The organism is Flavobacterium tructae, assembly GCF_002217475.1.
In the GTDB taxonomy this organism is placed as follows: Bacteria; Bacteroidota; Bacteroidia; order Flavobacteriales; family Flavobacteriaceae; genus Flavobacterium; species Flavobacterium tructae.
On record NZ_MUHH01000003.1, the window covers coordinates 136,684 to 151,858 of the forward strand.

At 35.9% G+C, this 15,175-nt stretch carries 14 protein-coding genes; 4 read left to right on the forward strand and 10 right to left on the reverse strand.

Annotated elements, in window-relative coordinates; all coding sequences use genetic code 11:
• Positions 1–25: 25 nt before the first annotated feature.
• The 3 genes from B0A80_RS00990 to B0A80_RS01000 form a co-directional block, all read right to left on the reverse strand.
• Positions 26–679 carry an HD domain-containing protein gene (locus B0A80_RS00990; RefSeq protein WP_089076113.1) on the reverse strand — a complete coding sequence of 218 codons (654 nt, stop codon included), beginning with the start codon at positions 677–679 and terminating at the stop codon, positions 26–28.
• Positions 680–867: 188 nt separating this feature from the next.
• A complete protein-coding gene (locus B0A80_RS00995; RefSeq protein ID WP_070906263.1) occupies positions 868–1,860 on the reverse strand; it encodes an acyl-ACP desaturase in 993 nt (330 codons plus the stop codon).
• Positions 1,861–1,910: 50 nt separating this feature from the next.
• Positions 1,911–2,651, reverse strand: coding sequence for a lysophospholipid acyltransferase family protein (locus B0A80_RS01000; RefSeq protein WP_089076114.1), 741 nt, complete (start codon positions 2,649–2,651; stop codon positions 1,911–1,913).
• Positions 2,652–2,776: 125 nt separating this feature from the next.
• On the opposite strand from B0A80_RS01000, the gene rnpA reads away from it, so the two are divergent.
• The 4 genes from rnpA (at position 2,777) to B0A80_RS01020 (ending at position 6,537) form a co-directional block, all read left to right on the forward strand.
• Positions 2,777–3,181 carry a ribonuclease P protein component gene (rnpA, locus tag B0A80_RS01005; protein WP_017495797.1) on the forward strand — a complete coding sequence of 135 codons (405 nt, stop codon included), beginning with the start codon at positions 2,777–2,779 and terminating at the stop codon, positions 3,179–3,181.
• An 80-nt stretch (positions 3,182–3,261) separates the two neighbouring features.
• A complete protein-coding gene (locus B0A80_RS01010; protein ID WP_089076115.1) occupies positions 3,262–4,089 on the forward strand; it encodes a DUF4349 domain-containing protein in 828 nt (275 codons plus the stop codon).
• Positions 4,090–4,091: 2 nt separating this feature from the next.
• On the forward strand, positions 4,092–5,729 hold the full coding sequence (locus B0A80_RS01015; RefSeq protein ID WP_089076116.1) for a S41 family peptidase: 1,638 nt from the start codon (positions 4,092–4,094) through the stop codon (positions 5,727–5,729).
• 4 nt (positions 5,730–5,733) lie between these two features.
• Positions 5,734–6,537, forward strand: coding sequence for an OmpA family protein (locus B0A80_RS01020; RefSeq protein WP_017495794.1), 804 nt, complete (start codon positions 5,734–5,736; stop codon positions 6,535–6,537).
• Between the two features lie 13 nt (positions 6,538–6,550).
• Here the strand turns inward: B0A80_RS01020 and B0A80_RS01025 are convergent, their stop codons facing one another.
• From B0A80_RS01025 to B0A80_RS01055, 7 genes are all read right to left on the reverse strand, one after another.
• On the reverse strand, positions 6,551–8,218 hold the full coding sequence (locus tag B0A80_RS01025; RefSeq protein WP_089076117.1) for a S41 family peptidase: 1,668 nt from the start codon (positions 8,216–8,218) through the stop codon (positions 6,551–6,553).
• A gap of 188 nt (positions 8,219–8,406) precedes the next feature.
• Positions 8,407–8,853 carry a GNAT family N-acetyltransferase gene (locus B0A80_RS01030; RefSeq protein ID WP_089076118.1) on the reverse strand — a complete coding sequence of 149 codons (447 nt, stop codon included), beginning with the start codon at positions 8,851–8,853 and terminating at the stop codon, positions 8,407–8,409.
• A gap of 140 nt (positions 8,854–8,993) precedes the next feature.
• Positions 8,994–9,632, reverse strand: coding sequence for a DUF1579 domain-containing protein (locus B0A80_RS01035; protein WP_089076119.1), 639 nt, complete (start codon positions 9,630–9,632; stop codon positions 8,994–8,996).
• 210 nt (positions 9,633–9,842) lie between these two features.
• Positions 9,843–10,811: a DUF4837 family protein gene (locus B0A80_RS01040; RefSeq protein ID WP_089076120.1), complete on the reverse strand. Its 969-nt coding sequence runs from the start codon at positions 10,809–10,811 to the stop codon at positions 9,843–9,845.
• Between the two features lie 46 nt (positions 10,812–10,857).
• Positions 10,858–12,705: a LysM peptidoglycan-binding domain-containing protein gene (locus B0A80_RS01045; RefSeq protein ID WP_089076121.1), complete on the reverse strand. Its 1,848-nt coding sequence runs from the start codon at positions 12,703–12,705 to the stop codon at positions 10,858–10,860.
• 110 nt (positions 12,706–12,815) lie between these two features.
• The gene (locus tag B0A80_RS01050; protein ID WP_026109916.1) at positions 12,816–14,003 is read right to left on the reverse strand and encodes a phosphoglycerate kinase; all 1,188 of its coding nucleotides are present in this window, start codon (positions 14,001–14,003) and stop codon (positions 12,816–12,818) included.
• A 158-nt stretch (positions 14,004–14,161) separates the two neighbouring features.
• On the reverse strand, positions 14,162–15,136 hold the full coding sequence (locus tag B0A80_RS01055) for a PorP/SprF family type IX secretion system membrane protein (protein WP_070906579.1): 975 nt from the start codon (positions 15,134–15,136) through the stop codon (positions 14,162–14,164).
• Positions 15,137–15,175: the final 39 nt, after the last annotated feature.

Consider the following 15,175-nt stretch of genomic DNA (forward strand, 5'->3'; position numbering starts at 1 on the left):
AAAAACTGAAAACTGAGACTAAATACTACTTCTCCCCCTCCCATTCCGCATAAAACTGCGCCAGGAATGTTTCCATAAAACGATGTCTCTCTGCGGCAATTTGCTTACCGGTTTCGGTATTCATCTTATCCTTCAGGAGCAAAAGCTTTTCATAAAAATGATTGATCGTTGGTGCCGTATTCTTTTTGTATTCCTCTTTTGTCATATTGGTTATGGGTGCAATTGCAGGATCATGGAGCGTTCTATTCTTAAACCCTCCATAATTAAATGCTCTTGCTACTCCAATGGCCCCAATTGCATCTAAACGGTCCGCATCCTGAACGATATCTAATTCTACAGAAGAAAACCTCTTTTCAAAATTTCCGCCCTTATAGGAGATGTTTTCGATGATGTTTACTACATGCTGAATTATTTCCTCAGCAACTTCCTCTGATTCCAGAAATAAACGAGCTGTTTTAGGGCCAATAGTCTCATCTCCATTATGAAATTTACTGTCGGCAATATCATGAAGCAAAGCTCCCAATTGCACTACGGTAAGATCACAGTCAGTTCCTTTGGCAATTAAAAGTGCATTTTTATAAACACGCTCAATATGAAACCAATCGTGCCCACCTTCGGCATCATTTAATTTCTCTTTTACGAAAGCAATCGTTTTATTTATAAGTTCGGAGTTATTCATAGTATTTATAGTTTGCGGTAAATGTCACACACCTCAAGCTGGTGAAACAGATTTACTCTGGTATTTTGTACTTTAAATAAAAATTGTTGATTGTCAAAGTTTTGAAACCTCAACAATCAACAATATGTTTTTCAGCTATTCTGCTTAAAGTTTCACAAATCTAAACTCTAAAATCAGAAATCTGTACTTTACAATCTGGCAGGCTCAACCCATTTAAAGATATGAGATTCTGCAGGGATTACAAGTCTTTCAGAAATTCTTGCCATACGGGCCGGTAATTTCATCAGGTAATCACGCGCTTTCTCTGCTTCGTCTGTCAAATTTGAAATTTTATCAATTTCCCATTTGTTGATTAGCTTTTGCATAATATCAACATAATCGTTAGCGGTGTACACCCCTATACGTTGTGCTGAATCTGAAAACTGCTCAAAAGCACTGCTTATTTTCTGACCTGATTCTCTTAAAAAGTGCGCTGGCATAACGATTTTTTGTTTCATCATGTATTGAAACGCCAACATCATTTCACTTGGATCAACGGCAAAAATACGGGTAACAAACTCGCTGTAAGCATGATGGTGACGCATTTCGTCGCCTGCAATCATTTTACACATTTTAGACAATTTGTTATCCCCAAATTTCTTTGCCATTTGTGCCACTCTGTTGTGCGACACATAAGTAGCCAATTCCTGGAAGCTGGTGTACACAAAGTTTTTGTACGGATCAGATCCGGTTCCAATATCAAAACCGTCGTTGATTAAATGCTGAGTAGTCATTTCGATTTCACGCATGTTTACACGACCGGACAAATACAAGTATTTATTTAAAAGGTCTCCGTGGCGGTTTTCTTCTCCGGTCCATTGTCTGATCCATTTCGACCAGCCATTTCCACCGTTTTCTACCTGATTGACTCCTTCTACATCCATTAACCATGACTCATATGTTGGCAAAGCTTCTTCAGTGATGGTATCCCCCACTAAAGTTACCCAGAAATCATAAGGCAGTTCTTTAGCAATTTCACGTAACTCTTTTACCTCCTCAAAGAAATTTTCTCCTTCAGAATTAGGCAAAAAGTCTGACGGCTGCCAAATTTTTTCCACTGGAATTAAATACTGTTCAACGAAGCTATCCACGTTTTTTTCCAAAAACTGCATTACTTCTAATCTAATGTTTTTTATAGACATTACTTATTTAAGATTGGGATTTAAGTTTTCGTTTGTACTAAAACAAAAATCTATTTATACTCATTTACTCCTTCTACCACTGCTTTTTCTGTCAAAGCCATTAAATCGGCAAAATCATAATCTTTTACGGCCATTGCTTTATGTGCTGTAAAGGTTAAATGATTTCCTAATCCAACCGGAAACATTCCAAAACGAACCATTTTCCATGAATTATTGATACTTACCGGCACTACATAAGCAGACGGCGCATATTTACATAAGATTTTTAAACCACTTTGTGCAAACTCTTTAGGTTTTCCTGTTTTACTTCTTGTTCCTTCAGGAAAAATTACAGCGGCTCTGGTATTTTTTTCGATATATTCAGACAAGCCTTTGATTACCGGAATCGCTTGTTTAGGGTCTTTTCGGTCGATTAAGACAGATCCTCCATGGCGTAAATTAAAAGACACACTCGGGATTCCGCTTCCTAACTCTTTCTTACTTACAAATTTACAATGAAATCGTCTAAAGTACCAAATCATTGTCACGATATCGTACATACTTTGGTGATTCGCAACAAAAATGATTGGAACTCCCTTTGGTATACCCTCTACTCCACTAACGGTGTATCTTGTTCCCACCAGATTGGTACATCTTAACAGGAAGAAATTCAGATAATCTACGCTTTTTTTATGTGCCTGATACCCAAAAACATTCAGGCAGAACCATTGTATCGGGTGAAATACCGCCAGACAAAAACCAAAACACAAGTAATAAATTAAGGAAATGGGGTACGAAATTATCTTTTGCATGCTTAAAAAATTAATGCCCAAAAGTAATAAATAAATTTTTAGCGGTATAAAAATTGAAAACAATAACCGTTTTTCTGGTTTAATTGTACCTTTGCCCTAAAATTTGCAAATTTTTTCTGAATTAAATGAACTTCACTTACCCTAAAAATGAACGCTTAAAGAGCAAAACCACAATAACTTTACTGTTTTCTGAAGGGAAATCGGTTTCAAAATATCCTTTGCGTTTGGTTTATGCTCCGGCAGAAGAAAATTCACCAGAAAAAATCAAAATTGGCGTTTCGGTTTCTAAAAAATACTTCAAAAAGGCCGTAGACCGAAATTACTTCAAACGGGTTCTAAGAGAAACGTACCGACTGAACAAACACTTACTTTTGGATAACATTTCACAGCCCTACTCATTGATGTTTTTTTATCAAACGAAAGACAGACTGTCTTATGACGAAATCAACACCAAGACCATTCAGCTTTTTGAGAAATTTCTTCAACAGGTAAATAAAACCCCTGATTCTGAAAATAAAACAGAATTGTAATCGTTTTAAGGCAACTTTATTTATCAAATTATACGAAAAATTATAAAAAAATTGTAGTTTTAAATTTAATTTGAAATATTATGCGCTATATTTTATTTTTATTCTTGCTCTTTTTAGGCTTTTCAAGTTGCAGTAAAAATGAGGAATCATCTGCTAATATGATGGTTAGCGCCGTCAAGCTTCCTCCAAAAAATGAATCCGCTGCAGCGTCAGATGCACAGTATGACCCCGCTGCCCCGGATGCGCCACAGATATCACAAAAAATTATTAAGCAGGCTTCACTTCGATTCGAAACCAATGATTTAGAGGATACTTTCAAACAAATCCAAACTGCGATTGTTGCCAATAAAGCCACCATTCAGAATGATTCTGAAGGCAAAGAATATGACAACATTTACAGAACCATAACGATTCGCGTTCCCAGTGCAAACTTTGATTCTTTTATAAATGCGGTTTCTAAGGGTGTTTCGTACTTTGAACAAAAAGAGATTTCTGCAGAAAATGTTACCGAACAATACATTGACCTAACTTCAAGATTAAACACAAAACGTAAACTTGAAGCCCGCTATTTAGAGATTTTACAAAAAGCTACTAAGATTAGTGAAATATTGGAAATTGAAAAACAAATTTCGGCTATTCGTGAAGAAATTGAAGCCAAAGAAGGTCAGTTAAAATACCTCGAAAGCCGCGTTTCAGAAAGTACTGTAACGATATCATTTTACAAAACCATAGCTCAAAAACAAGGCGTTAAGATTTCTTATGGTTCTAAAATATGGACTGCTATTCAATCCGGATTTTTCAACCTGTCCGATTTTTTAATTTCGATCATTAGTATATGGCCGTTTATAATCGTATTTTGCGTACTTGTCTACTTTATTAGAAAAAGATTTAAAAGAAAAAAAATATAATCATGTATCCTTATTTCAAGAAGAAATTCATCATACCTGCTGTTGCTGCAGGGTTTTTATTTATCGGAACCAGTTTCAAAGATGACTTTTTTGAAATTGCCAAACAAATCGAAATTTTCACTACGCTGTTTAAAGCCGTAAACACGAATTATGTTGACGAGACCAACCCGGGTGACTTGATGGACAAAGCCATTAAAAGCATGCTGAGCAGTCTGGATCCTTATACGGTTTATTTTAACGAACAGGATGTGGTGAATTTTAAAATCAACAATACCGGAGAATATACCGGGATTGGCGCTTTGATCTCAAGAAAAAAAGACCGTTTAATTGTTCGTGAACCTTATAAAAACTATCCTGCCGACAAGGCCGGACTGAAAGCGGGAGACGAAATCATTCAGATTGGTGATGTTTTGATCGCCGATTTTAAAGATGATGCTTCGCAATTAATGAAGGGAACTAAAAACACGAAAATCAACATCAAATATCTCCGACAAGGGCAAACCTTCACCACTCAACTCGTTTTGGATGAAGTGGATATTAAATCGGTACCGTTTTTTGGAAAGATCGATGCTAAAACCGGATACATTGTTCTGGCGCACTTTAGCAGAAAGGCATCCAACGAGGTGAAAGACGCACTGGAAAAACTTAAAGCGGACGGTGCTACACAAATCGTTCTGGATTTAAGAGGGAATCCGGGTGGTTTGCTCAATGAAGCTATTGATATCTGTAATTTATTTGTTCCGAAGAATGAGGTTATTGTAACAACAAAATCAAGAATCGAAAAACACAACAACATTTATAAAACAACTAAAGAACCTGTCGATACTGAGATTCCTTTGGCCATTTTAGTCAATGGCAGAAGTGCTTCAGCCTCAGAAATTGTTTCCGGAGCTTTACAGGATTTAGACCGTGCCGTAATTCTGGGAAGCCGCAGTTTCGGAAAAGGTTTGGTGCAGCGCTCTGTTGACTTAACTTACGGAACTCAGTTGAAAGTGACAATCTCACGATATTACACGCCTTCCGGACGTTGTATTCAGGCTTTGGATTATGCCCATAAAGACAAAAATGGTGTGGCTCAAAAAACGGATGCTAAAAATTTCAATGCTTTTAAAACCCGAAAAGGAAGAACGGTTTATGATGGAGGCGGTGTTTTACCGGATATCGAACTGGACGAAACCAAAATGAGTCCGATTACAACGGCCTTGCTAAAAAATGATGGGATCTTTGATTATGCTACCACGTACTATTATAAGAATCCAAACTTAGGAGACAAAACACCAACGATAACAGATGCTGATTACAGCAGTTTTAAGCAGTTCCTGAAAACCAACAAAATTAGTTTTGACACGGAATCGGAAGTGGCGTTGAAAAATATGATGGCTGCAGCCAAAAATGAAAAAATAGACGAAACTATTGCTACGGAATACCAACAGTTACAAGCTGCTCTTGAAAAAAGCGAAAGCACTCTGCTGGATAAAAATCAAAAAGAGATCAGAAACCTGATACAGGAAGAACTGATTAAAAGATATCAGTATCAGGAAGGTTTGTATCAATATTACATTAAAAACAATTCAGAAATTAAAAAAGCAGTAAACGTATTAAATAACCAGACCGAGTATAAAACGATTTTAAAAATGTAAAAAAATGAAGCTTTACAGAGTTCTATTTCTGTTTCTTATTTACAATTTATCGGCACAGCAAAAACCTATTGAAACCATTTATTTCGAATTTGACAAGTTCGACCTTACACCGAAACAAACCGAAGTTGTAAACCGTTTTATTAAAAGTATCGACACCTCTAAAGTTGAGTCGGTACAAATATATGGCTATTGTGATGATCGCGGAAACGACGAATACAACTTTCGTTTGTCTAACAATCGCGCAGCCACCATCCAAAACTTATTGGTTCGCGCAGGCTTCAACCAGGGCAAAATTGTTATTCTGGAAGGAAAAGGCCGTGTGGTTGTACGGCCTGACACTATTGAAAACTTACATGAAACCCGTACCCGAAACCGGCGGGTTGACTTAATTGCTGTAAAGAAAAACAGCTTTGGTAAAGGAATTTACAACTCATTTCCTAATAAACTTAAAATTGGTGACAAGATCTTTTTAGACAATATTTTATTTGATATCGGAAGTTCAAAACTTACTTCAAACTCTAAAAAGGAATTAGATAAGGTTGCCGCAATCTTAGAAAAACAAAATGGTTTAAAATTCGAAATCAGAGGTCATGTTTGCTGCACCCCTGATATCTACTCCGACGGAATTGACAGAGCCACCAATGAAAGAAGGCTTTCCTGGAACCGTGCCAAAACTGTTTTTTACTACCTCAGCTCCAAAAAAATCTCCAAAAACCGAATGACTTATCAGGGTTGCGGGAATAAATACCCGTTGGGAAAAGGAGATAATCTGGATCGTCGTGTTGAATTTTTGATTACTAAGATTTAAAAACAATAATCCTCTAGCTCTTTTCTGTTACTAAATATTCTTTTGCTTTCTCCAAAACCTCATCTTTCCCTTCCTGAATTCCTTTAACTGTTGGGTGAACCTCTATATCGATCTTGACCCCTTTTCTTTGTGTCTCGGTTCCATCGGGGTAAAAAACACCTAGTCCACTTATAGCCGTTTCAAAGCCGGAAAATTCAAGTCGGGACACATCACCGTCCGCTGCCGCAGTCTGGCTGCCAATAGTCGTAACATTATCACCCGTTTGTAAAAGCATAGTCACAAACTCCGCTCTGCTTTGGGTCTCTTCATTAACCAACAAAACTACTTTTCCTTTATAATATGATTTTTTTAATGGCTCTATCACGAGAGATTTTTTCCAAATAAACCTTCCCGGATATTTTAAATCAGGGGCAATACACTTGACATACTCTTTATTTTCAAAACTTAGTCTTCTGGCAATTCTATAAGGCATCAGTGGAGGGTAGTTTCTAATATCTATAATTAAAGCTTTTGTCGAATTCAGCTTTTCCATAATCTCGTCCTGATCATTTACTTCTATATTAGCCAAATTAATATATCCTATATTGTTTGCATCCAAATTAAATTTTTCTTTGGTGCGACTCAAGTTTGATTTTAAATCTGATCCTTTGTAACGTTTTACCATTTTTACCAGAACAACATCATCTCTTCTTATTTTTACTTTTACTGAATCCGTTGAACCATTAAACAGATAATGGTTATAATTCTTAGCTTTGGTGCTATTATTTGAACCGTTTACGTATTTTTTTCGATCAGCCATTATTTTCAAAGCATTTTCACCCTCAATTTCTTCAATAATATCCCCCTTTCTGATATCATTTATTTTCGCGAGTGAATCGCTGTAAATTCCAACGATAACAACTTTATTTTCAATTACATTACTGAAAGCCGGAATATATTTTTTCCCAAAAAACTCAAAGTTCTTATCCGTATACAAACTTGCATGTGTATCGTCAAGTTTAATAACGGTTACAAGCAATGCCAATTGATATTCAGTCGCATTGTTGGCTTTTTCAAACTGAGGAATCATTTCCTCCAGAACTGTACTCCATTTTTGATCCGTTAAATATTTATAGGGGAAGAAATATTCAATTGTATTCCAATATTTGAACAAACTTAGTAACCGATAATTTTTATCCGGATATTCAAAATCTTTATATTTTGATTCATTTCTGACTTCAACATTATCTCTTGAACTTTTGGTGACATAGTAGCTATTACTTTGTGCTCTATTTTCTTCAATGTATCTAAGTTTACGAGAAAGCTCCGGTGTAAAAACAGCTAAATTATCCGCCCAGGAAAGATCAAAGTTTTTATCAAAATAATTTTTTGAGGACACATCTTTACATGATTTACATTCTTCTACAACGCCTAAGGTTGCAATCCAGTCCAAATAAACTTTTGATAAATCCTCTCTGTTCTTTGCGCTTTCAACTTTAGGAATCATTGTAACCAATTGCTCATCCCAATTGAAATTACCTTTAGCGACATTGGGATGATAATATTTTAAAAATCCCCAAATTTTTGCAAGGCTCGCCAAATTTTCGATGCGTTGATTTTCATCACTACTTACCTCCCTACTATTACCAAAACATAAGACATTAAAAACTAAAAACACAAAAACCAGTATTCTTCTTTTCATATACTATTTATTTTATTAGACATTAATCGCAACCTAAATTAGAGAAATCCAGTCTTCAAAAATGTTATCCAAATCATAAAAAAAGGAAAGTCTTATCTACTTAACAAAGTAAATAAGACTTCTATATGATTCTGACAAAATTTAAAATCTAAAGAAATAATTCTCTAACTAATCGTCTTCACTATCAATCAGCTTCTGACCATCTCTATGTGCTCAATATCATCTTCCAGATACATTTCGCTGGTTTGCACGAATCCGTGGCTTTCGTAGAATTTTTTTAAATACAATTGAGCTCCAATCGTAATCGCATCTTTATCAAAATTTGATTTTATGGCTGCAATTGCTTCACGCATCAGATCATGTCCCCATTTTCGGTCGCGGTAATTGGCATCTACCACCACACGTCCGATCGAAGCATTATCAAAACTAATCCCCGCATCGAATAAACGTACATACGCTACTGTTTTGCCGTCGTATTCCCCAATCAGATGTAATGCTTTCTTGTCTTTACCGTCAAGGTCTAAATAAACGCAGTTTTGCTCGACTACAAAGATCTCACTTCTTAATTTGAGTAAATCGTATAGCTCGTTTACATTTAACGCCTCAAAAGGCTTTATTTTCCATTTTAGCTCCATTTGCTCTTTGTTTATTGTTTTTGTCTTATTGTTTACGGTTTTAACTTACGCTAAAAACAAAATTATACCAAATATTCTTAACTATAAATCCCGATTACAAACTGCAACCAGGATTTATACTTTATGATGAAATGCCAATCTTATTTTTTCTTCATAATGATTTCCATGCTCTTGAACTCTTCCCCATTTTTTACATCAAACATTTCCATTTTACGTGTTTTAGCATCTACAATGGTATAAATTTCTCTGTAGGGTGTCTTTTTACCGTTTATGGGATTAACCATGTCTCCTTTTAGCTCCATACTTTTGGTACTTTCATCGTACTTTCCCATTGCCACCAGCATACCGGTTCCCATATTATCAATAAATGTGGTGGTGTATTCTTTACTGGCATTGTTATAAGCTAATGTACTTTTACCCTCAAAAGCTTGCCCCATCATGGTTCCCTGATAATTCGATTCCTGATAACGCCCTCCAAGAATCATTTTAACATTTGCTGTTGAAGTGGCTTTTTCAGGTTTCCCGTTTGGTTCTGACCAGAAAGTCATGTCACAATTCCAGGTTCCAACCTCATCCGCCATTAATTTATGAGGAGCCCCAGGGGTTGCATACTCCTGCCAGGCTTTCATTTGTGCTGCCGAATCAACCGGTTGTTCTGCTATTGGTTCTTCCTTTTTAATACTATCCGAAGAGCCTACTGTTTCAGTTGCTGTCTTTGCCTCTTTTTTACAGGAAGCAAAACACATGATTAGTAATAATGCTGCAATTAAATTTTTCATAATGATCTGTTTTAATGTTAGTTGTAAAACAAAATTAAGAAAAATTAGTTTGTCACCTCATTACTAAAAACTTAACAGGATTTCTATAAAAAGCTGCAAATTGATAATTTTGGTATTGGGCTTTTGCCCTTTCAGGGCGCAAACAAACTTTTACATGCTTCATAGTGCGTTGCACTATGCTTTAGCTGAAGCTCTTTCAGAGCGACGGATTTACCTCTTATCAATTTTAACCGATTTTATAATTGCTTCCAGGTCTAACATTAAATCACGTTCTTCGTTGGAGGGTGAATAACAAAATCCTTCGATTACCAGAATTCGGTTATACATTTCGTCAACAATGGCATAGTTGATAAAAGGTCCGGCCATAAAATCATTCTTAAGCTCCCAGGTGCCTTTAGTTTCAAAAGCTTTTTTTCCATCTAATAAAATCGTCGAGAAATAGGGAGCATAAGCCTCTCCTGTAATCATACGTGTTTTGGGTTCCTTGCCTTTGATGTAATAACCAACCGAATCCCGCATGCGAATAATGTTGTCTACTACATTTGAGCTTTTTTCAAAACTGCGAATCGGAATTTGATAGATGAGCAGACTGGTATTTCCGCTAATGATGTCTTTTTTAAGCCAGATAAAGTTCTTTTTGTGCAACATGTATTCATATCCAACGGGTATCTGAAGATCGACATGAAATTTGTTTTTTATAATGGCCGGATTCAACAGGGATTTGCTGTTGTCCTCCTGAATCTTTTTGATTTCGGTATCACGAATTACCTTAATAATTTGTGCTGAATTGAGTTCGATACTGCAAATGATATCATCTACCGATTTTCCGTAAATTCTAAAAGTATTATGAGGCAGCGAGGCGCTGTGTGTGACTTCAAACTTATCAGCAGCAGCTTTTTTTACCACTATAATGCTACGACTGTCGGTAACAAAACCTTCCAGCAAACGAGCTGGATACTGATTGATGGTAAATATTGGTTCTTCCTGTGTAAGTCCTAAAACCGGTGAGGCAAATTTATTTCGGATGCTGTCGCCCACTTCTCCATACCACAATTGATCGTCTATAATGACGGAAATAGTATTGGTTTTTCCAGACACAGATTCAGTCTGCTTGTCATTTTTAAAGCATGAAATGAACAGCAGCGGAAGTAGTATTAATAAAAAATGGGTTTTATTCATTCTCTTAAGTTATGAAATAAAACCCAAATTTATATAAGATTTTGAATTATCCGTTTATTTTAAGTTTCATTCCGGGTTTAATGTCTCCGTCTTTAATATTATTCCATTTTTTAATATCGGAAATGGTTACTCCCGGATATTTTTTAGAAATACTATACAACGAATCTCCTTTTTTAACATAATAGTCTTCACCCAAAGCTTTTGATGTTGCTTTTTTCTTAAACGAATCAATTGAATTGTTTGACGCAATAGCGGTTGTTACAGCATTCTCATCTACAATTTCAGGAACTGCTTTAGAAATCACTAATGTTTTCCCCAAACCAATATTATTTGAAGTTAGACTATTAAGTTCTTTCAACTCCGCAATAGTCGTACCGAATTTCTTTGCAATACTGCCTAAATTGTCTCCGGCAGCTACTACATATTCCTGCGGTTGTGCATTATTTTTATCTTTATCATCTGCTGAAGCAATAGCCTCTTCTGATTTTTTATCTATTGCAAGTGTTGCTTTAGCTTCTTTAGGATTTTTAACAACTGCCTCTATTTCAGATTTAATTTTTAAATTTCTTCCAAAGGCCACTGAGTTTGATTTCAGGTTGTTCCACTTCTTCAGATCTACAATGCTTACGTTATACTTTTCGGCAATTGCTCCCAGATTATCCCCTTTACGAACTTTGTAAAACTGAATTTCTTTAGGAGATTCTTCTTTTTCTTTGGCTTTCGCAATGTATTTGGCTCTTGGGGCTGTCCTCATCGCCAATTGAACCGGAATGGTTTTGTTCTGCGCTTGGTAAGCTACATAGGCATAAATTTTGTCTTCGTTTGAAACAAAGGTGGCAATTTTCTCTTTCGGTAAACGCAGATAATGCTCCTCACCCTGATAAAAGGGAACTACGTTTAATTTATACGATGGATTTAAAAGCTGAATTTGAGATTGCGGCATGTCTAACAAATCAGCAATTTGTTTGAATGACATTTGGCTTTTGATCTGAACAGTATCCGTTTCAAAATTTTTAACAACGGCTCTTTGTGGATTAATTCCGTGTTCTTTATGGTATTCAAAAAGGTACATGGTGGCTAAAAAAGCGGGGACATAACCTTGAGTTTCTTTTGGAAGATGGCTTCGAATGTCCCAATATTTTGTTTTTCCACCGGAACGACGAATGGCCTTGGTCACATTTCCTGGTCCTGAGTTGTAAGAGGCCAGAACCAATTCCCAATCACCAAAGATGCTGAACATTTTAGTCATATATTCTGATGCCGCGGCAGTTGCTCTAAGCGGGTCACTGCGTTCATCGATATAAGAATCTATTTTAAGTGCGTATTGTTTTCCGGTTCCGTACATGAATTGCCAAAGTCCGGTGGCGCCCATTTTAGAAACTGCTTTAGGATTTAAAGCAGATTCTACAACGGCTAAATATTTAATTTCTAAAGGCACATTTTGTTTGGCAAAAGCGTCTTCAAAAATTGGAAAGTAATATTCTGATAAAGACATCAATCGTGAAAACGATTTTTTACGATTCTTAAGAAATGACTTTATGATGTTTTCTAATCCCTGATTGTATTCAATATTAAAAGGTGATTTCCCATTCATTGCCTGCAATCGCTGTTTTAGCAAATCTGTAGGCAGTTCTTCATCAACTGTTACATCTGTGTTAATGGTTTGAATGTCTTTTGTTAAATCGTCGTAAATATCGAGACTTACTAATTCGTTCATCCAAAGACTGTCAACACGTGTTGCCAGTTCATTTTTTTTGAAGGTACTTTTAACAGAATCTAAATACGATATTTTTACAACCGGTTTAATTTCAGCATCTGCTTTTGCAACATTCTGTGCGACCACAGAAATAGAAAAAAAAGCGGAAACCACTATTGCTATTTTTTTTACAATCATATAACATTTTTTTAAAATTCTATAATTCAATAAATTACAGAAACCTTAGTTTTACAAACTTAAACAGTTTATTGAAGAAAACTATGTAAAAAAATGTTAATTGTGATTTTTTAGTCCAAAATCGCGGCGATTCCAGGTAAAATTTTACCTTCTAACATTTCAAGCATAGCTCCACCTCCGGTAGAAACATAACTCATTTTATCTTCAAAACCGAACTGTTTTACTGCTGCAACAGAATCTCCACCACCTACTAATGAGAAGGCACCATTTTCTGTAGCTTCAGCAATATAATCACCTAAAGCGATCGTTCCTTTAGCAAATGACTCCATTTCGAAAACTCCTAATGGGCCATTCCATAAAATTGTTTTTGACTCCAGAATTACTTTTTTAAAGTTTTCTAAAGATTTAGGACCTGCATCAAGACCTTGCCATCCGTCAGGAATTGCGTTTACATCTACTACCTGAGTATTTGCAGTATTAGAAAAACTATCTGCTGCAATTACGTCAACCGGAATGTGAACCTGAACTCCTTTTTCTTTGGCTAATCTCAAAATTTCAAGTGCTAAATCCTGTTTGTCATCTTCACAAATAGATTCTCCGATTTTACCACCCAGTGCTTTAACGAATGTAAATGTCATTCCACCACCGATGATCATATGATCTACTTTGTCTAAGATGTTTTCGATAACGGTAATTTTTGAAGATACTTTTGAACCTCCAAGAACTGCTGTTACCGGTTTTTCGCTATTTTTAAGTACTTTATTTAAACTTTCTATTTCTTTTGCCAATAAGGTTCCAAAACATTTTTCAGTTGGAAAAAACTGGGCAATAATTGTGGTTGAAGCGTGTGCTCTGTGTGCTGTACCAAAAGCATCGTTTACATAGATGTCTCCTAATGATGCTAATTCTTTTGCAAAAGCAACATCTCCGGCTTCTTCCTCAGCGTGAAAACGTAAATTTTCAAGCAACAAAACTTCTCCCGGCTGTAAATTTGCAGCAGCAGTTTTTGCTACTTCTCCAACACAATTTTCAGCAAACTTCACCTGAACTCCCAAGATTTCAGAAGCTGTTTTTAAAATGTGCTTTAACGAATATTTATCTTCTGCTCCTTTTGGTCTGCCTAAATGCGACATTAAAATTACACTTCCTCCTTGTGCTAAAATTGCATCGATAGTTGGTTTTGCCGCTTCGATACGTGTAGCATCCGTTACATTAAAGTTTTCATCCAATGGCACATTAAAGTCCACACGGATAATTGCTTTTTTATTTTTAAAGTCGAAATCGTTTAGAGTTTTCATTTGATAATTTTTTAATTTTTTCTGATAGAAAAACAAATATAGAACTTTTAGGGTTGCAACAAATTTGAAAAATATAAAAATAAACCCGCTGTAACAGCGAAAACGATATAATTTATGAAAAAAAACAAATTAACTTTAAAAACGCTAAAAATGTTTGCTTAGTCGTGAACCGGACTTTGTGTACAAGGACAGTTACTAATGGCTTGCAAGAAATCGAAACCAATAGTTACCGAGTGTGTTCCCGTGTTGTAATTCCCTAAATTGTTAAACATTACCTGATACGAATACCCAAAGTAGAACTTAGATTTCATAAAACCTACCATTGGCCCAACGGATAATGGTTTTGGGAACTGATCGTTTAAGAAACGGTAAGAAACTCCAATCCAGTAATAATCCTCGTAACGGTTGTAACGTCTGTACTTGAAGTTAAAATCGGTTGTAGAACGTTTATCACTTGCAAAGTATTGATAGTAAAGCGATGGTTCGTATTCGATACGGCTGTTTTCTCCGTCTTTAAAAACAAATCCTGTATATACCTGATAATTGGAAAGTAAACTAGGCTCTACTCCTCTGTATTTGTTAGTGTTTTTCTTTAGTACGTTATTCGCATTAAAACTGATATAAAATGCTTTGTTACGGTACAAAGCACTTACATCGAAGTTGCTGTTTGCGGTATATCGATTGTCCGTTACACTTGGATCTAAAATAGGATGCTCGATGGTGTTATTGAATTCGTCAATATCAATACGGAAACTATTAAAGTTGTACGAAAGTCCGAAAGACAAGTATTGTTTCGAATAATAATCCAGAATAATGTGGTGCGCAAAGGAGATCTTAGCTCCAGTCTGGCGCGTATATCCATTCTTATCATTGTACACATTGACACCCACTCCTGAACGGTCCAAAACTCTAAAATCGGCATAAAGCGACTGGTTGTCCGGCGCATCTTTTATCCCTACCCATTGGGTAAGTCCATTGGCTCTAATTCTAAGGTTATCGCCGATACCTGCGAAGGCCGGAGAAATAACAAAAGGATTATCGGCTAAATACTGTGTAAAAACCGGTAGGTTTAACTCTTGGCTGTAACTTGTTGTTACAGCCATGAGTACTAAAGATAAAATAAACTTTTTCATTGTAATAATTTTTTTAGATAACATCATTAGGGGCTCTTA